Source organism: Cupriavidus sp. FW305-26 (assembly GCF_058787975.1).
This window is the reverse complement of the sequence record NZ_JBYTAH010000025.1, coordinates 27,021-48,037: the sequence shown is the minus strand read 5'-3', so window position 1 is coordinate 48,037 and position 21,017 is coordinate 27,021. Positions and strand designations below refer to the sequence as shown.

Here is a 21,017-nt window from a genome sequence, read left to right as displayed (position 1 = left end):
CCCCTCACGCAACTTACAGGTTGACCAGCCGCTCCGGCCGCAACGCGCCTTCGCGCATGCGTGCCACGCCCAGCAGCCGGGCTGGTTCGCCGGCATAGACGCGCGCCAGCGCATCCTCGGCCAGCCCGGTGTCGGCCGGCAGGTCGCGCTGAGCGATGCGCTGGCCCTGCAGGAAGCGCGCTGCAGAGACCTCGTCCAGATGCACCGGCGCACACTTCTGCAGCAAGGCGTCCACAGGTGCCAGCATGGCCGGGCGCTGCGAGTCGTCGCGCTGCTCGATCTGCTCCAGGGTCACCGCGCCGTCCAGCGTCAGGTCGCCCACGGCGATCCGGCGCAGTCCGGTCAGGTGCGCGCCGCAGCCCAGCGCTTCGCCGATGTCCTCGGCCAGCGTGCGGATATAGGTGCCCTTGCTGCACGTCACCCGCATCGTGAACGACGGGGCTTCGGGCAAGGCGCACTCCAGCAGCGCAATCGAACGGATGGTGACGCGGCGCGCCGCGCGCTCCACGGTCTGGCCGGCGCGCGCGTATTCATACAGCGGGCGGCCGTCCTTCTTCAGCGCCGAATGCATCGGCGGCACCTGTTCGATCTCGCCGAGGAAGCTTGCCAGCGCCTGCTCCACTGCGGCGCAATCGCAGGTGACCTCGCGCACGTTGAGCAGTTCGCCTTCGGCGTCGCCGGTGCTCGAGCGCGAGCCCAGCCGCACTACGGCGTCATAGGTCTTGTCCGCTTCCAGCAGGTCCTGCGAAAACTTGGTGGCTTCGCCGAAGCACAGCGGCAGCAGCCCCGTGGCAAGCGGATCCAGCGTGCCGGTATGGCCGGCCTTGGCCGCGCGCAAGAGGCGCTTGGCGCGCACCAGCGCGTCGTTGGACGACAGGCCCAGCGGCTTGTCGAGCAGCAACACACCATGGACCTCGCGGCGCGGCAGGCGCGGCGGACGGTTGGCGTTGGAATCGGTCATCGGGAGAAAGCGGGAGGCGGGACGGCGATGCGGCGCGGATGGCGGCAACGTAAACGTAGTGGCCGCGAAACCCATGCCAGGGCGGCATGGGCGCCGGCTTCAGTCGTCTTTCGAACGCGTGGCGTTCGCTTCGTTGATCAGCTTGGACATCTCGATCGCATGTTCGACCGAGGTATCGTGGAAGAAGCGCAGCGTCGGCACGGTATGGATGTGCAGGCGCTTGTACAGCAGCGAGTGCAGGTAGCCGGCCTTTTCGTTCAGGATGGCTTCCGCCTCGGCGGCTTCGGCGCCCAGCACGGTGAAGTACACCTTGGCGTGCGCGTAGTCAGGCGTCAGCGCGACCGACTGCAGCGTGACCAGGCCGAGGCGCGGGTCGCGCAGTTCGCGCTGGATCATCTCGGCCAGGTCCTTCTGGATCTGGTCGGAGATGCGGAGATTGCGGGAGGAGATACTGCCTTTCTTGGCCATTCAATACAGTCTGGTCGAGATGACAACGGCAGGCCGAAGCCTGCCGTTGCTTGCGACGCCTTACAGCGTACGCGCCACCTCTGTGATTTCGTACACCTCGAGCTGGTCGCCTTCCTGAACATCGTTGAAGTTCTTGATCGACAGACCGCACTCGAAGCCTTGCTTCACTTCCTTCACATCGTCCTTGAAACGCTTGAGCGAATCCAGCTCGCCGTCGTGGATGACCACGTTGTTGCGCAGCACGCGCACCAGCGAGTTGCGCTTGACCAGGCCGTCGGTGACCATACAGCCGGCCACCGCACCGATCTTCGGCACGCGGAACACCTGACGTACCTCGACCTGGCCGATGGTGGTCTCGCGCTTCTCCGGCGCCAGCATGCCCGACATCGCCGCCTTGATCTCGTCTACCGCATCGTAAATGATGTTGTAGTAGCGGATATCGATGCCGTTGTGCTCGGCCAGCTTGCGCGCACCGGCGTCGGCACGCACGTTGAAGCCGATGATGACCGCCTTCGAAGCCGTCGCCAGGTTGACGTCGGATTCGGAGATGCCACCCACGCCGCCATGCACGATCTGCACGCGCACTTCGGCGGTCGACAGCTTCTGCAGCGACTGCACCAGCGCTTCCTGCGAACCCTGCACGTCGGCCTTGACGATCAACGGCAGCGTCTGCACTTCGCCTTCGGCCATCTGCTCGAGCATGTTCTCCAGCTTGGCGGCCTGTTGCTTGGCCAGCTTCACGTCGCGGAACTTGCCCTGGCGGAACAGCGCGATTTCACGTGCCTTGCGCTCGTCCGGCAGCACCAGCACTTCTTCACCGGCGGCAGGCACTTCCGACAGACCCTGGATTTCCACCGGGATCGACGGGCCGGCTTCCTTGGTCGGCTTGCCGTTCTCGTCCAGCATGGCACGCACGCGGCCGTAGGCGCTGCCAGCCAGGACCACGTCGCCACGCTTGAGCGTGCCGCTGCTGACCAGGATGGTCGCGATCGGGCCCTTGCCCTTGTCCAGCTGGGCTTCCACCACCAGGCCCTTGGCCGGGGCATCCACCGGAGCGGTCAGTTCCAGCACTTCGGCTTGCAGGAGCACTTGCTCGAGCAGGTCTTCCACACCGGTACCCATCTTGGCGGAAACCGGCACGAACGGCGAATCGCCGCCGTATTCTTCCGGCACCACCTGCTCCGCCACCAGTTCCTGCTTGACGCGGTCCGGGTTGGCATCGGGCTTGTCGATCTTGTTGATCGCCACCACGATCGGCACACCGGCAGCCTTGGCATGCGCAATGGCTTCCTTGGTCTGCGGCATCACGCCGTCGTCGGCGGCCACCACCAGGATCACGATATCGGTCGCCTTGGCACCGCGGGCACGCATGGCCGTGAAGGCCTCGTGACCCGGGGTATCCAGGAACGTGATCACGCCGCGGTCGGTTTCCACATGGTAGGCACCGATGTGCTGCGTAATCCCGCCGGCTTCGCCCGCGGCCACCTTGGTGCGGCGGATGTAGTCCAGCAGCGAGGTCTTGCCGTGGTCGACGTGACCCATCACGGTCACCACCGGCGGACGCGGCAGCAGCTCGGCGTCGGTGTGTTCCTCACCGCCCACCACCAGCAGCGCTTCCGGATCGTCCAGCTTGGCGGCATACGCCTTGTGGCCCATTTCTTCCACCACGATCATGGCGGTTTCCTGGTCCAGCACCTGGTTGATGGTCACCATCTGGCCGAGCTTCATCATCTGCTTGATGACCTCGGATGCCTTGACGGCCATCTTGTGCGCCAGGTCGGCCACCGAGACGGTTTCCGGCACGTGCACTTCACGCACCACCGGCTCGGTCGGCGCCTGGAAGCTGCTGCGGCTGTCATCGTGCTGCTGCTGCCTGCCGCCGCGGCCACGCGGGCCACCGCGCCAGCCGCCCACGCCACCCGAAGTATCGCCGCGGGTCTTCAGGCCGCTGCCCTTCTTGCGGCTGCTGTCGTCCTGCCAGCCCGCCTTCACGACCTTGCCCTTCTTGTCGGCGGTTGCCGTGGTCGTGGTCGTGGTGGCCGGCTTCTTTTCGTCCTTCTTCGCTTCCGTGGTCGCACCGGCCGGCTTCACCGGCTTGTGCAGCGTACCGGTCTGCTCGGCCTTCTTCTCTTCGGCCTTGCGCTCGGACGGCGCCTTCAGCACGCGCGGCGGCGCGTTCAGCATCTGCTGGATCGCACGGGCCTCGGCTTCGGCAGCCTCGCGGCGCTTGCGCGCAGCGACTTCCTGCTCTGCGCGGGCCTTGTCGGCGGCAGCCTTGGCTTCGTCGGCAGCCTTCTGCGCCTCGGCGCGTTCGGCGGTGACGCGTGCCTTCTCGTCCTCTGCCTTCTTGCGCGAGGAATCCTCGTTGGCCTCGGTCACGGCGCGCGACGCGGCAGCCTCTTCCTCCGCCTTGCGGGCGGCGAGTTCGGCCTGGCGGCGCTGTTCAGCCTCCAGCGCTTCCTGGCGGGCGCGGCGCTCGGCTTCCTCGCGCTCGGCTGCCTCGCGGGCGGCCTTGGCTTCAGCTTCCTGGCGCGCCAGCAGTTCGGCCTGCTGGCGTTCTTCCTCGTCGCGGCGAGCTTCCTCGACAGCATCGACGACAGGCGCCTGGGCTTCGACCGCGTCGGCCTGGGCATCGGGCGCAGCCTCGTCGCGCTTGATCAGCACGCGCTTCTTGCGCACTTCCACCTGGACCGTGCGGGTCTTGCCAGTGCCATCCGACTGGCGGATCTCGGAGGTTTCGCGCTTGGTCAGTGTGATCTTCTTGCGGGAGCTGTCGTCGGCCTGGCCGTGCGAACGCTTCAGATAGTCCAGCAGCCTGGTCTTATCCGATTCCGTGATGATGTCTTCTGGCGTCGCTTTGCCCACCCCAGCCGCCTGCAATTGTTCCAGCAGGGCAGCTGCGCTGCGACTCAGTTCTGCGGCCAGTTGGGCAACTGTTGTGCTTGCCATTCAAACCCTTTCAATGCTTGGTTTCTACGTCGGGACAAATCGTTGCGGAAAGCGCGCCCGGGCCAGGTGTAGGCCGGCCCGGCCGTGTCCCTCAGTTGAACCAATGTTCCCGTGCTTTCATGATCAGCGACTTGGCTTCTTCCTCGCTGACACCGGTCATCTCGACCAGCTCGTCCACGGCCAGTTCGGCCAGGTCGTCACGCGTATGGATATCGCCTTCGGCCAGCTTGCCGATCAGTTCCGGGTTGAGGCCGTCGAGCGAGCGCAGGTCCTGCGACACCTCTTCCACCTTTTCTTCCCGGGCCAGTTCCATCGTCAGGAGCGCATCACGCGCGCGATTGCGCAGCTCGTTGACGGTGTCTTCGTCAAAGGCCTCGATCTCCATCATTTCACTGATGGGGACATAAGCCACTTCTTCCAGCGTGGAGAAGCCTTCCTCGATCAGGATGTCGGCAACTTCCTCATCCACGTCCAGCTTGGACATGAACAGCTTGCGCACGACATCGCTCTCTTCGGCCTGCTTCTGCGCCGACTCTTCCTGCGTCATGATGTTGATCTGCCAGCCGGTCAGCTCGGTCGCCAGGCGCACGTTCTGACCGCTGCGGCCGATCGAGACGGCGAGGTTTTCCTCGTCGACCACGACGTCCATGCTGTGCTTTTCTTCATCGACCACGATCGACTGCACCTGTGCCGGTGCCAGCGCGCCGATCACGAACTGCGCCGGGTCTTCCGACCACAGCACGATGTCCACGGCCTCGCCGCCGATCTCGTTGCGCACCGCGGTGACACGGGTACCGCGCACGCCGACGCAGGTGCCGATCGGGTCGATGCGCTTGTCATGCGCGACCACGGCGATCTTGGCGCGCACGCCCGGATCACGGGCAGCCGCCTTGATCTCCAGCAGGCCTTGTTCCATTTCCGGCACTTCGTTCTCGAAGAGCTTGATCAGGAACTCGGGCGCGGTGCGCGACAGTTCAATCTGCGGGCCGCGCGCGGCGCGGTCCACATTCAGGATATACGCACGCACGCGGTCACCGGTGCGCAGGTTTTCCTTGGGGATGATCTGGTCGCGGGCCAGCAGCGCTTCCACGCGGCCGGACTCGACGATCAGGCCCTTCTTGTCGGCGCGCTTGACCGTGCCGGTCATGATCTTCTCGCCGCGATCCAGGTAGTCGTTCAGGATCTGCTCGCGCTCGGCGTCGCGGATGCGCTGCAGGATCACCTGCTTGGCAGCCTGCGCACCGATGCGGCCGAACTCGACCGACTCGATCTGCTGCTCGATAAAGTCACCCAGCTCAATGCTGGGGTTTTCATCGCGGGCTTCGAACAGCAGGATCTGCTTGTCCGGCTCTTGCAGGCCCAGCTCGTCGGGAACGACCAGCCAGCGGCGGAAGGTTTCATGCTCGCCCGACTCGCGATCGATCGCGACACGGATATCCACGTCTTCCTCGAAACGCTTCTTGGTGGCCGAGGCGAGCGCCGCCTCCAGGGCACCGAATACCACATCCTTGTCGACGTTCTTCTCACGCGCAAGCGCATCGACGAGCAACAGAACTTCGCGGCTCATTGCTTGTTCCCTTTTCTTTGATTTCCTTTGAAGTCGATCACCGGCACCAGGCGTGCCTTGTCGACATCGGATACGGCAAATTCCAGCAGCGCCGGGCCATCTTTGCCTTCGAACTCCAGGCCAATCTTCTCCTCGCCCGCCGCGCCGGTGGGCTCGCGCAGGATGCCTGTGAAGTTCTTCTGTCCGTTGACGGGCAGGCGCAGCGTCACGCGCGCCTCCTCGCCGGCAAAGCGGACGTAGTCGGCCAGCTTCTTCAGCGGCCGGTCCAGTCCGGGCGACGAGACCTCGAGGCGTTCATAGTCGACGTTCTCGACCGTGAACACGTGGGTGAGCTGGCGGCTCACCTTTTCACAATCCTCGATGGCAATGCCGGTTTCAGGCTGATCGATATAGACACGCAGCAATCCGGCCGGGGCACGCTCGAGCTCGACCAGCTCATATCCCATGCCGCTTAGGGTGGTTTCGATCAAATCTGCCAGATGCACTGTTATCCCGAGTAATGGCCATCAACACCGTGGCAGGCAAACCCGCCGGTGCCGTCCGGGACGACCCTGCTGCAGCCCTGCCTGTCCGCCACCCCCCCGCTCCAGCGGAGAGAACCGAAAAACGGGCGAACCAAAAAAAAATGGGCGCAATGCCCATCATTCGCCCATCCTCGACGAGGATGGCTTTTTGAATAGACTTGAATTATACGCGGATTATGTCGAAAAGGCAAAAGCCAGACATTTCCGCGCACTGAATCCGGCGCCGGCGGGCGTTCAACCCGCCATGCGCCGGATTCAGCGCTTATCGGTTGCCGCCGCGGTTGCCACCACGGTTGCCGCCGCCACCGCCACTACCGCCGCGCGGGGAACGGTTGCCGCCCGGCTTCGACGCCTTCGGCATCACATTGCCGTTGGCTTCGCCGCCGCCGCGACGCGGCTTGCCCTGACCCTGGCCACCCAGGCCGCCCTGGCCACCCTGACCGCGCATGCCACCCATACCGCCCATGCCGGCGCCACCACGTCCCTGGCGTGCGCCAGTGCCGCGCCCGCCGCCCAGGCTGGCCGCGTGCGAGGTCAGCAAGGTGGGCCCGTGGGTGATATAGCCCATCGAGGTCTTCATCGGATCCGGCTGGCTGCTGCGGCCGCCGCTACCGCCCCGGGCGCCGCCCTGGTCGAAGCGCGGCAGGCCGTCCATGCCCGTGGGCATCGGCATGCCGGCAATCGCGGCTTCGGTGCGCTGCTTGCGCCCGCCTACCTTGGTGGCGCCCTTGGGAACCTGCTCGCCCTTGCCGGGCACCTTCAGGCCGACACCGGCCATCAGCGCCTTGACGTCATTGGGCTCGACTTCCTGCCAGCGGCCGCGCTTGAGGCCACGCGGCAACAGGAACTGGCCGTAGCGGGTGCGGATCAGGCGCGACACGGTCAGCCCGACCGCCTCGAACATGCGGCGCACTTCACGGTTGCGGCCTTCGGTCAGGGCCACGTGGTACCACTGGTTGACGCCTTCACCGCCGCCGTCGGCAATGCGCAGGAAGTTGGCCTCGCCGTCATCGAGCTTGATGCCATGCAGCAGGCGCTGGCGGTCGGCCTCGGCCAGCTCGCCCAACGTGCGCACCGCGTACTCGCGCTCCACGCCATAGCGCGGATGCATGAAACGGTTGGCAATGTCACCCGAGGTGGTGAAGATCAGCAGGCCTTCAGTATTGAAGTCCAGGCGGCCCACCGCGACCCATTTGCCGGTCTTGATGCGCGGCAGGCTGTCGAACACAGTCGGACGGCCTTCCGGATCGGACTGGCTGACGATCTCGCCGGCGGGCTTGTGGTACAGCAGCACGCGCGGCGGCTTGGTCGACACCTTGCGGTGGATCAGCTTGCCGTTCACGCGGACCTGGTCCGCCGGCAGGATGCGCTGGCCGATATGGGCCGGCAGGCCGTTGACCGAAACGCGGCCCTGCAGGATCAGTTCTTCCATCTCGCGGCGCGAGCCCAGCCCGCCCTCGGCCAGCACCTTGTGCAGCTTGGGCGCGTCGTCGTCGGCCGACAGCTCGCGCACCGGCTTGGCCTTGGTGCGCGGAATGACGGTGTCTTCGTTGTCGTACTGCTCAGAGATCACGAAGCGGAACAGGTCTTCGCTGCTCGCCGTGGTCTTGTCCCCGCCGCCCTGGCCCTTGCGGGGCGCCTGCGGCTTGCCGCCATCCTTGCGGCGGCCCTGCTGCCGCGCACCGGCACCCTGCGCCTCGCCCGGCGCTGCCGCCTTGCCTGAGCGCTGGACCGGCTTGCGCTTGCGGCCGGGCTGCTCAGGCTTGTCGGTGCCTTCGGCCCTGGCCGCACGGTCGACCTTTTCTGCCTTGCTGGTGCCCTGGCCGCCCTGGCTACCCTGGCCACCCTCGCCCTGCCCCGTCTTGCGCTTGCCGCGGCCACGCTGGCCACCGCGCGCACCGCCCGCCGCCTGTGCGGCGCCCGCTTCACCGGCATCGGCCTGGCCGCCGGCGCCTTCGGCGCCCTCGCCGCGGTCCTGTGCCTGGCGGCGCGATGCGACCAGGTTCCTCAGCCCGCGGCGCAGCCCCTTGCGGCGGGGCGCGGCTTCGCTGCCCGATCCGGGTTCTGCGGCGCCGGTGTCGGCGGGTGCGCCCGCATTGCGGGTGTCTTGCTCAACGGAATCAGACAAGATATTCACTATCGGATGTTGCATGTTGTTCAGTTCGGCACGCGCTCGTCGTGCTCGCTCGGGTGCGGCGGGGTGCCGTTGTCCGGCAAATCGCCCCGCGCCCCGTCCGGATTGGGTGCGGCTGGTTCGGTGGAAGCGGCCTCAGCGGCATCGTCGGCTGCAGCTTGCAGCGGTTGCGCGTCAAAGCCATTGGCGCCTTGGTCGACCGGGCCGGTCGTCTCGGCTTCGTTTGCGACGGATGCTTCAGCCACATCCGCCGCATGCGCGGCGGGGTTGGCAAAAGCCTCTTCGTCGGCGCTGGCCGCCTTGTTTGCAGCCAGGTCTTCAAAATTGATGGCCTGCTGTTCCAGCAGGGTTGCCTGCGCCTGCGCCTGGGCATCTTCCAGCGGCGGCAGCTCATCCAGCGTACGCAGGCCAAGATCGTCCAGGAACGCCTTGGTGGTCGCATACAGCGCCGGCCTGCCCGGCACGTCGCGGTGTCCGATCACCTCGATCCAGCTGCGGTCCTCAAGCTTCTTGATGACTTCCGTGCTGACCGTCACGCCGCGGATTTCCTCGATATCGCCGCGGGTCACCGGCTGCCGGTAGGCAATGATCGCCAGTGTTTCCATCACCGCGCGCGAATATTTTGGCGGCTTTTCTGGATTCAGCCGATCCAGGTATTCACGCATTTCCGGCCGGCTCTGGAAGCGCCAGCCGCTGGCCAGGGCCACCAGTTCCACGCCGCGCGGCCGCCAGTCCTGGCGCAGTTCATCAAGCAGCACGCGGATGGTGTCTGCGCCGACGTCGTCGTCAAACAGCCGCCGCAGATCATTGACGCGCAACGGTTCCTGCGCGCAGATCAGCGCCGTCTCGAGGACGATCTTCGCCTCTTGGGTATTCATGTTGATGGTGTGCAGCCTGTCTTTGCACCTGCTCCCGGACGGATCCGGGGCACCGGAGATTTTGGATACAGCGGTGCGAAAGCCACCGCCATCTCATTGCGCAGCTAGCCGGATACCTGCTGCATCCAAGCCGTGCACTTCCCTATCTTTGCATCGAGTTGCCGGGCGTTCCGGCAGGAGATCGTTCGCATGCCGTTATGGGCCAGCCAGCGAACCTCTTGCGTAGCGCGTCCGCACATACCGGACGTCGCTGTCAGCGAACTGAAGGCCTCGGACGCAAGAAAAACGGGTATCGGGAGCAAGGCCGGCATCGCCAACACCGCAGTGCCAGCCGGACTTTTGAACCAGATCTTTTGAACCGGATGGACTGTGGGGACGGGACGGGCATCGAAAACCTTCCGCTTCCCCTGCCCTGAACTCACCTTCTGGTATGAAGGCCGCCTGGCGCTGCTCGCCCGCTGCTTACCGCGGCTCACAAGACACCGCGCGATACCGCAATGTTGGCGATTGTATGGCATTCCCGCCCCCGCCTGCAACCATCATCCGTTGCCGGCGCAGCGCCGGCGCCTCAGAACACCAGGCAGAATCCATGCTCGGCCAGCGAATGTGGCAACAGCACCGCTCGCGCAATGCCAAGGCCGCCGAACGCCATTACCGCCAGGCCGGCCCCCAGGCGCACGCCGGGACGTCGCGACAGCGTACGCAAATAGCCTGACAGGCCGGAGAGCACCAGCAGGTTAGGCAGTGTGCCGAGCCCGAACACGCCCATCACGAGTGCGCCGGACGCCGCATTGCCCGCCAGCAGCGCGAGCGTGAGCGCCCCATAGACCATGCCGCACGGCACCAGCCCCCACGCCAGGCCCACGCCGTATCGCCGCGTCAGGCCGCCGCGTGCGCGCACAAAGGACGGCATGCCGCGTGCCACGCCACCCAGCCGGCGCGCCACCGCTGCGCTGGCACGCGACGCCAGCCGCTCCAGCCAGTCGACGGTAAACGTGTTGCCGCGCAGCAACCGCCAGCCCGACCACAGCAGCATGACGCTGCCCGCGCCGAACAGCCAGCGCTGCACCGGCAGATAGTCCTGTTTCCACGCCGAAGCACCGACCGCGCCTAGCGCGGCCCCAAGCAGCATATAGGTCGAGATCCGGCCTAGGTGCATTATCAGCAACTCGCCGAGCCAGGCGGCACGGCTGGGCACCAGACTGATCGTCGCCGCCGCGCCGTGACGCTGCTCCACGGCCAGCGCCACGCCGCCGCACATGGCGGCGCAGTGGACCCCGCCCAGCAAAGCCAGCAGAAAAACGCTGATCAGTACGCCAAGTGTCAATTCTCACTCCCTACCACATCACATCGCACGGTAAAATGCCGTTATCGCGCCCTCGCTGCCATTTCTAGCAGGTTCCAATTGCTCACCTCCATTCCCATTACCGAGATGTCACCACGCTGCTCCACCTGTGCGATGGGGCAGCTGTGCCTTCCGGTCGGCATGTCGCAGCAAGACCTCGCCAAGATGGACACGCTGGTTCAGGAACGCATCCGTGTGCACAAGGGTGAAACCCTGTATCGCATGGGCGATCCACTCACCGCGGTCTATGCCGTGCGCTTTGGCACGCTCAAGACCCACGTCACCACTGAAGACGGCCGCTCGCAGATTACCGGCTTCCACCTGCCCGGCGAAATTGTCGGTCTCGACGGGCTGGGCGAGATGCAGCATGCCTCCGATGCCGCCGCGCTGGAGGACACGGAAGTCTGCGTGGTCCGCATGAGCGAGTTGCAGTCCCTGTCGGCAGACCTGCCGTCGCTGCAGCAGCAGTTCCTGCGCCTGATGGGCAAGGAAATCACGCATGACCAACTGATGCTGGTCACGCTGGGCTCGATGCGCGCCGAGGAACGGCTTGCCGCCTTCCTGATCAACCTCTCTGAGCGCCTGTCGGCACGCGGCTATTCGGCGTCCGAGTTCGTGATGCGCATGAGCCGCGAAGAGATCGGCAGCTACCTGGGCCTGAAGCTCGAAACCGTCAGCCGCCTGTTCTCCCGCTTTGCCGAAGCCGGCCTGATCCAGATTCGCCAGCGCCACGTCAAGCTCGTGGACATCGACGGCATCAAGCAGCTCTACAGCCGCTCCTGCTAAGCGGCCAAGGCGCTGCCAGGCACCGCATGCGGACATGGCAGCGCAGACCTCACACCGATCCGCTTATTCCAGTTCGTCGGTATCGCTGAGCCGCGTCGGCATGGTGTAGAGCGTCAGTCCGCTGGACAACGCGCAGAACACCCAGGCCATCAGGAAGCCAACGGTGTAGACCGATTCGCGGGACGCTTCGATCGGCTGGCCGAAGAAGTTCAGGTCACCGGGATCCACCACCGAAAACACCGTCGCGGTCGCGAACCCGGCCATCAGGAACGCCGGCCAGAGTACCCACATCAGCCAGCGCAACCTCATGGCTGCCTCACAGCGGCAGCCTTGGGCGGCGCGGCGTCGGCCTTCTCGACCACCAGGCCATGGCGCGTTGCACCCTGCACCGGCATGTCCGGATGCGTGGATGCCAGCCAGATCGTCACGCCACACGCCACCATCGCCACCAGCGGGCCGCTCATCAACAGCCACGGCCACGGCTCCTTCCACCACGGATTGCCTTGCTGACTCATCTTGCCCCCTTCATCTTGACGACCTAGCTTCACAAATCGCGCGGCACGATGAAACTGGTGGATTGCCGGATTTCGGCATGCCCCCGCTCCGTGCCTTCGCTCGTCACCGTCACGTTGATCTTGTGCGTGCCCTGCGCCGCGGCCTCGATCGGCACGCGGATCCGGATCGGCAGCAACCGGTTGGACGTCGGCGCCAGCGATTCGGCCTGCTTGTCGTATTCCACGGTCAGGTTCTTCAGTTCGTCGCTGTCGGCGCGCACGCTGATCTGCATCGGCGCTTCGGTGGTGTTGATCAGCTGCAGGCGATAGACATTCTCGATCCAGCGGCCTTCCACTTCACGGCCGAGCGCACCACGGTCGCGGATGATGTCGACCTTCAGCGGCGTGCGCAGCGCGATCGAAGCCATGAACCCGGCCAGCAACGCCACCCAGATCACGGAATAAATGACCACGCGCGGGCGCAGCAGGCGCTTGCGTGATGCCGCCGCGGACAAGCCCTTGCGCATCGCGTTTTCCGAGGTGTACCGGATCAGGCCGCGCGGATATTCCATCTTGTCCATGACCTGGTCGCAGGCGTCGATGCAGGCGCCGCAGCCGATGCACTCGTACTGCAGGCCGTCGCGGATATCGATGCCCGTCGGGCACACCTGCACGCAGATGCTGCAGTTGACGCAGTCGCCAAGCCCCGCCTTGTGGTGGTCGGTCTTGCGCGACCGACTTCCGCGCGGCTCGCCGCGGCCGACGTCGTAGGTCACGACATAGGTATCGCGATCCACCATCACGCTCTGGAAACGCGCATACGGGCACATGTACTTGCACACCTGCTCGCGCATGAAGCCCGCATTGCCCCAGGTGGCGAACGCGTAGAACAGCATCCAGAACGACTGCCACGGCCCCAGCGACAGGCTGAGCACCTCGCCGCCCAGTTCGCGGATCGGTGCGAAATAGCCGATGAAGGTAAAGCCGGTCCAGAGCGCAATCAGCACCCACAGGAAGTGCTTGGTCGCCTTGAGACGGAACTTGCGCAGGCTCCACGGATCGCCATCGAGCCGGATGCGGGCGATGCGGTCGCCTTCGACCCGCCGCTCGATCCACATGAAGATCTCGGTGTAGACCGTCTGCGGACAGGCATAGCCGCAGAACAGCCGCCCCGCGATCGCCGTGAACAGGAACAGCGCCAGCGCCGAGATGACCAGCAGCACCGCCAGGTAGATGACGTCCTGCGGCCACAGCACCAGCCCGAAGATGTAGAACTTGCGCTCGCCAAGGTCAAACAGCACGGCCTGGCGGCCATTCCATTGGAGCCAGGGCGTGCCGTAGTAGATCAGCTGGGTCAGGATCACCAGCCAGACCCGCCAGCTGGAGAATGCGCCCGTCACCGAGCGCGGGTAGATCTTGCGGCGGACCTCGTAGAGCGTTTCGTCAGAGGTCTCGCCCGGCGCAGCGGCCGACCGTTGCAGGTCGGCCGCCCGGGCCATTTCTTCGGTCCCGGGTGCGTTCATGGGCATGCTCTCCCGCGAGCTGCCAGCGCCCGCTCACATGAGTCGTCGGTCATTGCCCGGCTCCGCCCCCAGTATTGGACAGACCCCAGACATAGGCCGTCAGCATCCGGATGCGTTCAGGCGTCAGGATCTCCTCATGCGCAGGCATGTGGTTGTTATGGCCCTTCAGGATTGCGTCGACGATACTGCCTTCCGAGCTGCCATACAGCCAGACGTTGTCCGCCAGGTTGGGCGCGCCGAGCGCCTGGTTGCCCTTGCCGCCGGCGCCGTGGCATGCCACGCAGGTCGTCTTGAAGGCGCCCTCGCCACGCGACGCACGGATCGGGTCCGACGACAGGCCCGACAGCGAGCGCACGTATTGCGCCACGTCGCCCGCCTGCTTGGCGTCGATGGCCGCGGCAAACGGCGGCATCACGCCATTGCGGCCCTTGGTGATGGTCTGCTGGATGATGTCGGGTTCGCCACCATAGAGCCAGTCGCTGTCTGTCAGGTTCGGAAAGCCGCGGCTACCGCGCGCGTCCGAGCCGTGGCATTGTGCGCAGTAGTTCAGGAACAGGCGCTGGCCGATCTCGCGCGCCTGCGGATCCGCCGCCACCTGCTTGACGTCCATCTTCAGGTACTTGGAGTAGATCTCGTTCTGCATTTTCTCCTGCGCCGCGCGGTGCGCGGCAAGTTCGCCCTGCGTGGAGAACTTCAGCACGCCGGCATACGAACCCAGTCCCGGATACAGCACCAGGTAGGCCAGGCTGAAGATGCAGGCCAGCAGGAACATCCACATCCACCAGCGCGGCAACGGGTTGTTCAGCTCGCGCAGGTCACCGTCCCAGACATGGCCGGTGTCTTCAGTGCCGCCGGCGGTCTTGGCGACCTTGCGTTGCGAGAACAGCAGCCACACGCACCAGACGATGCCGATGAGCGCGATAGCGGCAATGTAATAACTCCAGAATTCGGAAATGAAATCGCTCATGGCTAGGTGTTCCGGCTCGATGTTGTCGTGGTTTCGTCAGGCAGCGCGAACGGCAGCATGGCGGATTCCCGGTTAGCGGCCTGCCGGCCGGCGGACCAGGCCCACCAGCAGATCCCCAGGAAGACGACCATCGACACGACGGTCGCAATGGCAGTGATCATGGCCATGGCTTACTCCTTGGGTGCCGCAGCCGCGGCGGAATCCACGCGGACGTTGCGGCGGTTGGTGCCCAGGCCTTGCAGGTAGGCAACCAGCGCATCTTCTTCGGTCTTGCCCTTGAGCTCGTCCGGCGCCTTGGCGATCTCGGCATCCGTGTACGGCACGCCCAGGCGCACCAGCGCGCGCATGCGGGCCTGGATGTCGTTGGTGGGCAGCTCGGCCTTTTCCAGCCACGGGTACGATGGCATCACGGATTCCGGCACCACGTCGCGCGGATTGCGCAGGTGGATGCGCTGCCAGTCATCCGAGTAGCGACCGCCCACGCGCGCCAGGTCGGGACCGGTGCGCTTGGAGCCCCACAGGAACGGGTGGTCGTAGACCGACTCGCCCGCCGTGGAGAAGTGGCCGTAGCGCTCGGTCTCGGCCTGCAGCGTGCGGACCTGCTGCGAGTGGCAGCCGACGCAGCCTTCACGGATATAGATATCGCGGCCCATCAGCCGCAGCGGCGAATACGGGGTGATGCCCGGATCCGGCTCGGTGGTGGAGTGCTGGAAGAACAGCGGCACGATCTGGACCAGACCCGCAATGCTGACCACGAGGATCGTGCAGATGATCAGCCAGCCGATGTTCTTCTCCAGCGTTTCGTGGGAAAAGAAGCGTTGTTTGTCGGACATCTTTCTATCCTGGATTGATCAGTGGGCAGAGGCAGTGATGCTGGCCGGAATCGGCGCATCCACGGCGGGCTTGCCGACGATGGTCTTGAGCACGTTGTAGGCCATCAGCAGCATGCCGGACAGGAAGCACAGGCCACCCAGCAAGCGAATCAGGTAGAACGGGTACTTGGCCTTGACCGCTTCGACGAAGGCATAGGTCAGCGTGCCGTCAGGCTGCGTGGCGCGCCACATCAGGCCTTCCATCACCCCGGCGATCCACATCGAGGCGATATACAGCACCACGCCAATGGTCGCGATCCAGAAGTGCCACTCGATCAGCCGGACGCTGTACATCTGCTTCTCGCCGAACAGACGCGGAATCAGGTAGTAGAGCGAGCCGATCGAGATCATCGCAACCCAGCCCAGCGCGCCCGAGTGCACGTGACCGATGGTCCAGTCCGTGTAGTGCGAGAGCGCGTTGACGGTCTTGATCGACATCATCGAGCCTTCGAACGTGGCCATGCCGTAGAACGACAGCGCCACCACCAGGAACTTCAGGATGGGGTCGGTGCGCAGCTTGTGCCAGGCCCCCGACAGGGTCATGATGCCGTTGATCATGCCGCCCCACGACGGCGCCAGCAGGATCAGCGAGAACACCATGCCCAGCGACTGTGCCCAGTCCGGCAGCGCGGTGTACTGCAAGTGGTGCGGGCCGGCCCACATGTAGGTGAAGTTCAGCGCCCAGAAGTGGACGATGGACAGGCGGTAGGAGTAGATCGGGCGCTCGGCCTGCTTGGGAATGAAGTAGTACATCATCCCCAGGAAGCTGGTGGTCAGGAAGAAGCCCACGGCGTTATGGCCGTACCACCACTGGATCATCGCGTCCTGCACGCCGGCATAGGCCGAGTAGGACTTCCACAGCGACACCGGCATCTCGATGTTGTTGACGATGTGCAGCAGCGCGATGGTCAGGATGTAGGCGCCGAAGAACCAGTTGGCGACGTAGATATGCCGGGTCTTGCGCTTGACGATGGTGCCGAAGAACACGATCGCGTAGGCCACCCAGACCGCGGTGATCAGCAGGTCGATCGGCCATTCCAGTTCCGCGTATTCCTTGGAGCTGGTGATCCCCAGCGGCAGCGTGATGGCGGCGGCGACGATGACCAGTTGCCAGCCCCAGAACGTGAACGCGGCCAGCGGGCCGCAGAACAGGCGGGCCTGGCAGGTGCGCTGGACCACGTAGTACGAGGTCGCGAACAGCGCGCTGCCGCCGAAGGCGAAGATCACCGCATTGGTATGCAACGGCCGCAGCCGGCCAAACGACAGCCAGGGTGTGTTGAAGTTGAGTTCGGGCCAGATCAGCTGTGCTGCCAGCAGCACGCCGACGGCCATGCCGACGATCCCCCAGACTACCGTCATGACAGCGAACTGTCTTACGACGCCGTAATTGAAGGTGTCGACGCGTGAAGACGCGGCAGTGACATCCATTCAGACCCCCAAAGCTTAGAGAAAAGAAAAAACCTACTGACAGTGTGACTTTAGAAAAACCATGCTGCGTGTGCGTTGATCTTTATCAAGTCGCTCAGGGCATGCATGGAACCTGCGTGCTGGGCCCCGGTCGGAGGGCGCGCCGCGCGGCGGGTTCATGGCTTGTCGTTGTCCAGCAGGATCGATTCGGCGGGCCGGTCCAGGTCGTCGTACTGCCCGGCATGGAGGGCCCACCACAGCGCGCCCGCGATGACCACGACAAGCACCAGGCTCATCGGCACCAGCAGGTAAAGCGTTTCCATCTGTCAGACTCCCTTGTGGCGCGGCTTGCCGGCGCGCAGCAGGCGCCAGGCATTGGCCACTACCAGCAACGACGACAGCGACATGCCGATGCCGGCCATCCAGGCCGTGACCAGCCCCGTCGCTGCGAGCGGGATGGCCACGACGTTGTAGAAGAAGGCCCAGCCCAGGTTCTGGCGCACCACCCGGCGCGTGCGGCGCGACACCGCCAGTGCGGTGGCGATCTCGGCCACGCCGCCGTGCGTCAGCACCGCGTCCGCACCGGCCTGGGCCAGCGGCGCGCCGCTGCCGATGGCGATCGACACCTGGGCCTGCGCCAGCACCGGCGCATCGTTGATGCCATCGCCCACGGCCAGCACCACCGCCCCGCCCTGCTGCAGCCGCGCGACGTAGTCGCGCTTGCCTTCCGGGGTGACCGCGCCGGCTACGCAAGCTATGCCGAAGTGCGACGCCCACCAGTGGACCGCTTCGGCGTGATCGCCCGATACCAGGTGGCAGCGCACGCCAAGTTCACGCAGCCGCGCGAGCAACTGCGGCGTCTGCGTCCGCTCCACATCGGCCAGGACGAAGCGCGCCAGCGGACCCGCTGGCGCGCCCAGCCACACCACGGTGGCGCCAGGATGGTCCGCGTCGCTGCGCCAGGTGTCCGGTGCCTGGCCGCTGTCGGGCGCCAGCGCCGCGACAAAGTCGGCGCGGCCGAGCCGCAGGCGTTGGCCATCGACGATCGCCTCCAGGCCCTGACCCGGGACGTTGCGCATGTCGGACACCTGGAGCGACATGCCGGAGTTACCCTGCGCCGCGGCCACCAGCGCGCGCGCGATCGGATGTTCGCCACCGCGCTCCATCGCGGTGGCCAGCGCCTGGCATCGGGTCCGATCGGCGTCAGCCAGCGGCTCGACCGCGGCCACGGCAAAGCGCCCTTCGGTCAGCGTGCCGGTCTTGTCGAGCACCACGTCGGTGACGCGCGCCAGCGTCTCCAGCGCGTGGCCGCGTGTCAGCAGCACGCCGCGGCGCGACAGCGCCGCACCGGCCGCGGCCAGCGCGGCCGGCGTGGCCAGCGACAAGGCGCACGGGCAACTGACCACCAGCACCGCAATCGTCACCAGCAAGGCGCGCGACGGATCGATCCAGAGGCCCCATACCAGCCCGGTCAGCGCCGCCAGCCCCAGCAGCGTCGCCACGAACCAGCCCGCGACGCGGTCGGCCAGCGTGGCAAGGCGCGGCTTTTCAGCCAGCGCGCGGTCCAGCACCGCGACGATCTCGGCCAGGCGGGTGCCGGCGCCGACGCGCGTGATCCGCAGTTCGAGCGGGCTTGCCGTATTGAAGCTGCCGGCCAGCACGGTCTCGCCGGCGGCGCGGCGCACCGGGCGGCTCTCGCCGGTCAGCATGGATTCGTCGAGTTCGCTCGCGCCCGCCACCACGGCGCCATCGGCGGGAACGATCTCGCCGGCCTTGACGCGGATCAGATCGCCCGCACGCAGGCGCGCGACCGGCACACGCTCGCCGGCCTCACCCGTCGCGACCAGCCGTTCGCAGGTGGCCGGCAGCTGGCGCGCCAGCATCTCGGCGCCGCTGCGCGAGGCCTGGCGCACGCGCAGTTCCAGGTAGCGGGCCAGCAGCAGGAAGGCGACGAACATCGTCACCGAATCGAAATACACCTCACCCACTCCGCGCACCGTGGCCAGCGCGCTGGCGGCAAAGCCGGCGCCGATGCCGATCGCCACCGGCACGTCCATACCCATGTGGCGCTGGCGCAGGCTGCGCCAGGCACCGGCAAAGATCGGCGAGGCGGCATAGAACACCACCGGCAGCGTCAGGGCGAAGCTGGCCCAGCGCATCAGCTGGAGCTGGCCAGGGTCGATGGTGGCCTCGTGCGTGTAGATCGGCCACGCATACATCATGACCTGCATCATGCCGAGCATGGCCACCGCCATGCGCATCAGCAGCCCGCGGCGCGCGCGGCGGTCCTGCTGGTCGGTGCGCGAGACTTCGAACGGCCAGGCCATGTAGCCGATGCCGGCCAGCGCGGCCAGCAGCCCCGCCACCGTCTGGGCGCCATCGCGCCAGCGCACCACCACGCGCCGCGTGGCGACATTGGCGACCGCGGACTCAACGCCCGGCTGGCGGCTCAGGTGCTGTTCGATCAGCCACGCGCAAGCGGCACAGCGGATGTTCTCGGGCGCCAGCGTGATCTCGGCGCGGCCGCTGTCCAGCGGGCGGACAAACTGGGCGCGCAACTCAGGGGTGTCGTAGGCGGCCCAGATCGGTTCGGCCTCGCGACGGGCGTCGTCGTCGATGGGGCGGGCGAAGCGGGCTTCATTCCCGTACAGGTGCGCAAAGCCGGCCGCATGGAGGGTCTGCGCCAATGCCTGGCAACCGCCGCAGCAGAACACCCGGCGGCTGCCGTCCAGCTCGGCGGCAAGCGGCTCGGTGTCCGTGACGGGCAGGCCGCAATGGAAGCAGGCCAGCCGCGCACCGGCGTCGGCAGCCGGGCCCAAGGCATCACGGAGCGCGGACGGCGGGTACGGTGCCAGTAAGCTGGCTGAAGGACTGGTGACTGGGGGCGACGACATGGGAACCTTTTTCTACCCGATGGAGGGTATATGCGGGCCCCCGAATCGACCTTGATATAGGTCAATGCGGCCCGGCAATCGTCGCGCCGGGCCGGAAAACAACGCTCAGGTGAGCGTGGTATCCATGGTGCGGCGCTCGGATTCCAGGTATTCGCGCGATTGCATCTCGATGATGCGCGATACGGTCCGATGGAACTCATTGGCCATCTGGCCTTCGGTGTAGAGTTCGTCCGCGGGCACTTCCGCCGACATCAGCAGCTTGACCTTGTGGTCGTAGAAGACATCGATCAGCCAGGTGAAGCGGCGTGCCTCGGACGACATGCGCGGCGTCATGCGCGGCACGTCGGACAGGATCACGGTGTGGAACTGGGACGCCAGCTCCAGGTAGTCGTTCTGTGAGCGCGGGCCGCCGCACAGCGTGGCAAAGTCGAACCACACCACGCCGTTGGCCTTGCGCAGCGCACGCAACTCGCGATGCTCGATATGCAGCAGCGGCGACTCGTCGGCCACGCCGGCGATCGAGGTGAAGGCGTCGCGCAGCGCGGAACTGGCCTTGGCGCCGAGCGGCGTGTGGTACGCCTGCACCTGCTCCAGCGCGCGCTTGCGATAGTCGATGCCCGCGTCGACGTTGAGCACGTCGAGCTTCTGCTGCAGCAGCGCGATGGCCGGCAGCACGCGGTCGCGGTGCAGGCCATCCGGATACAGCAGGTCCGGGCGGTAGTTGGAGGTCATCACGAACTGCACGCCGTTCTCGAACATCTGCTGCAGCAGCCGATGCAGGATCATCGCGTCGGCGACGTCGCTGACGTGGAATTCATCGAAGCAGATCAGCCGGAAGCGGCGCGCGATGCGTCTGGCCAGCTCATCCAGCGGATCGGGACGGCCGCGCAGCTCTTCGAGCTGGCGATGGACCTCGCGCATGAACTCATGGAAATGCAGCCGCGTCTTGCGCACCACCGGCACGCAGGTATAGAAGCTGTCCATCAGGAAGGACTTGCCGCGCCCCACCCCACCCCACAGGTAGACGCCCTTGGGCACGTCGGGACGGACCAGCAGCTTCTTCAGCGCATTGTTGCGGCGGCTCTTGTAGGCCACCCATTCGTCGTAGCACTGCTGCAGCCGGGCCACGGCACGCAATTGCGCTTCGTCGGACTGGTAGCCGCGCTCCTTCAGTTCCTTCTCGTAGTACTCGGTGACGTTCATGCTGACGGGTTCCTGCGCACGGGCCGCAAGTGAAAACGGGGCGCC

At 66.0% G+C, this 21,017-nt stretch carries 19 protein-coding genes; 1 reads left to right on the top strand and 18 read right to left on the bottom strand.

Going from position 1 to position 21,017, the window contains the following annotated elements:
- Positions 1-13: 13 nt before the first annotated feature.
- The 8 genes from truB to AC3WQZ_RS15700 all read right to left on the bottom strand — a co-directional run bounded on the left by truB (position 14) and on the right by AC3WQZ_RS15700 (position 10,808).
- A complete protein-coding gene (gene truB / locus AC3WQZ_RS15735) occupies positions 14-961 on the bottom strand; it encodes a tRNA pseudouridine(55) synthase TruB (protein ID WP_058697174.1) in 948 nt (315 codons plus the stop codon).
- 99 nt (positions 962-1,060) lie between these two features.
- Positions 1,061-1,429: a 30S ribosome-binding factor RbfA gene (rbfA, locus tag AC3WQZ_RS15730; protein WP_010809484.1), complete on the bottom strand. Its 369-nt coding sequence runs from the start codon at positions 1,427-1,429 to the stop codon at positions 1,061-1,063.
- Positions 1,430-1,489: 60 nt separating this feature from the next.
- On the bottom strand, positions 1,490-4,378 hold the full coding sequence (infB, locus tag AC3WQZ_RS15725) for a translation initiation factor IF-2 (RefSeq protein WP_010809483.1): 2,889 nt from the start codon (positions 4,376-4,378) through the stop codon (positions 1,490-1,492).
- Positions 4,379-4,469: 91 nt separating this feature from the next.
- Positions 4,470-5,945: a transcription termination factor NusA gene (nusA, locus tag AC3WQZ_RS15720; protein ID WP_010809482.1), complete on the bottom strand. Its 1,476-nt coding sequence runs from the start codon at positions 5,943-5,945 to the stop codon at positions 4,470-4,472.
- Entirely contained in the window at positions 5,942-6,430 is a 489-nt protein-coding gene (gene rimP, locus AC3WQZ_RS15715) for a ribosome maturation factor RimP (protein WP_010809481.1), read from the bottom strand. Before rimP ends, nusA begins: the two co-directional genes overlap by 4 nt.
- 301 nt (positions 6,431-6,731) lie before the next feature.
- Positions 6,732-8,621: a 23S rRNA pseudouridine(2605) synthase RluB gene (rluB, locus tag AC3WQZ_RS15710; protein WP_492300853.1), complete on the bottom strand. Its 1,890-nt coding sequence runs from the start codon at positions 8,619-8,621 to the stop codon at positions 6,732-6,734.
- 5 nt (positions 8,622-8,626) lie between these two features.
- Positions 8,627-9,481, bottom strand: a complete 855-nt coding sequence (gene scpB / locus AC3WQZ_RS15705) for an SMC-Scp complex subunit ScpB (protein ID WP_010809479.1) — start codon at positions 9,479-9,481, stop codon at positions 8,627-8,629.
- 568 nt (positions 9,482-10,049) lie between these two features.
- Complete coding sequence (locus AC3WQZ_RS15700) at positions 10,050-10,808, bottom strand: sulfite exporter TauE/SafE family protein (protein WP_492300851.1); 759 nt, start codon at positions 10,806-10,808, stop codon at positions 10,050-10,052.
- 78 nt (positions 10,809-10,886) lie between these two features.
- Here AC3WQZ_RS15700 and fnr point away from each other — a divergent pair, with 78 nt between their 5' ends.
- Positions 10,887-11,612, top strand: coding sequence for a fumarate/nitrate reduction transcriptional regulator Fnr (gene fnr / locus AC3WQZ_RS15695; RefSeq protein ID WP_010809477.1), 726 nt, complete (start codon positions 10,887-10,889; stop codon positions 11,610-11,612).
- A 63-nt stretch (positions 11,613-11,675) separates the two neighbouring features.
- On the opposite strand, the gene AC3WQZ_RS15690 is transcribed toward fnr, so the two are convergent.
- The 10 genes from AC3WQZ_RS15690 to zapE all read right to left on the bottom strand — a co-directional run bounded on the left by AC3WQZ_RS15690 (position 11,676) and on the right by zapE (position 20,972).
- Positions 11,676-11,921 (bottom strand): hypothetical protein, encoded by a 246-nt coding sequence (locus AC3WQZ_RS15690; RefSeq protein ID WP_010809476.1) that lies wholly within the window; start codon positions 11,919-11,921, stop codon positions 11,676-11,678.
- Positions 11,918-12,127, bottom strand: a complete 210-nt coding sequence (locus AC3WQZ_RS15685) for a membrane protein (RefSeq protein ID WP_011615606.1) — start codon at positions 12,125-12,127, stop codon at positions 11,918-11,920. Before AC3WQZ_RS15685 ends, AC3WQZ_RS15690 begins: the two co-directional genes overlap by 4 nt.
- 29 nt (positions 12,128-12,156) lie before the next feature.
- On the bottom strand, positions 12,157-13,629 hold the full coding sequence (gene ccoG / locus AC3WQZ_RS15680) for a cytochrome c oxidase accessory protein CcoG (protein WP_010809474.1): 1,473 nt from the start codon (positions 13,627-13,629) through the stop codon (positions 12,157-12,159).
- 49 nt (positions 13,630-13,678) lie between these two features.
- Entirely contained in the window at positions 13,679-14,596 is a 918-nt protein-coding gene (gene ccoP, locus AC3WQZ_RS15675; protein ID WP_010809473.1) for a cytochrome-c oxidase, cbb3-type subunit III, read from the bottom strand.
- A gap of 2 nt (positions 14,597-14,598) precedes the next feature.
- Positions 14,599-14,763, bottom strand: coding sequence for a cbb3-type cytochrome oxidase subunit 3 (locus AC3WQZ_RS15670; protein ID WP_010809472.1), 165 nt, complete (start codon positions 14,761-14,763; stop codon positions 14,599-14,601).
- Between the two features lie 3 nt (positions 14,764-14,766).
- On the bottom strand, positions 14,767-15,429 hold the full coding sequence (gene ccoO, locus AC3WQZ_RS15665; RefSeq protein WP_010809471.1) for a cytochrome-c oxidase, cbb3-type subunit II: 663 nt from the start codon (positions 15,427-15,429) through the stop codon (positions 14,767-14,769).
- A gap of 18 nt (positions 15,430-15,447) precedes the next feature.
- Positions 15,448-16,896 (bottom strand): cytochrome-c oxidase, cbb3-type subunit I, encoded by a 1,449-nt coding sequence (ccoN, locus tag AC3WQZ_RS15660; protein WP_010809470.1) that lies wholly within the window; start codon positions 16,894-16,896, stop codon positions 15,448-15,450.
- A gap of 155 nt (positions 16,897-17,051) precedes the next feature.
- Positions 17,052-17,198 carry a cbb3-type cytochrome oxidase assembly protein CcoS gene (gene ccoS, locus AC3WQZ_RS15655; RefSeq protein ID WP_010809469.1) on the bottom strand — a complete coding sequence of 49 codons (147 nt, stop codon included), beginning with the start codon at positions 17,196-17,198 and terminating at the stop codon, positions 17,052-17,054.
- A gap of 3 nt (positions 17,199-17,201) precedes the next feature.
- Complete coding sequence (locus AC3WQZ_RS15650; RefSeq protein WP_492300849.1) at positions 17,202-19,769, bottom strand: heavy metal translocating P-type ATPase; 2,568 nt, start codon at positions 19,767-19,769, stop codon at positions 17,202-17,204.
- A 105-nt stretch (positions 19,770-19,874) separates the two neighbouring features.
- Positions 19,875-20,972: a cell division protein ZapE gene (gene zapE, locus AC3WQZ_RS15645; protein WP_010809467.1), complete on the bottom strand. Its 1,098-nt coding sequence runs from the start codon at positions 20,970-20,972 to the stop codon at positions 19,875-19,877.
- Between the last annotated feature and the right edge of the window lie 45 nt (positions 20,973-21,017).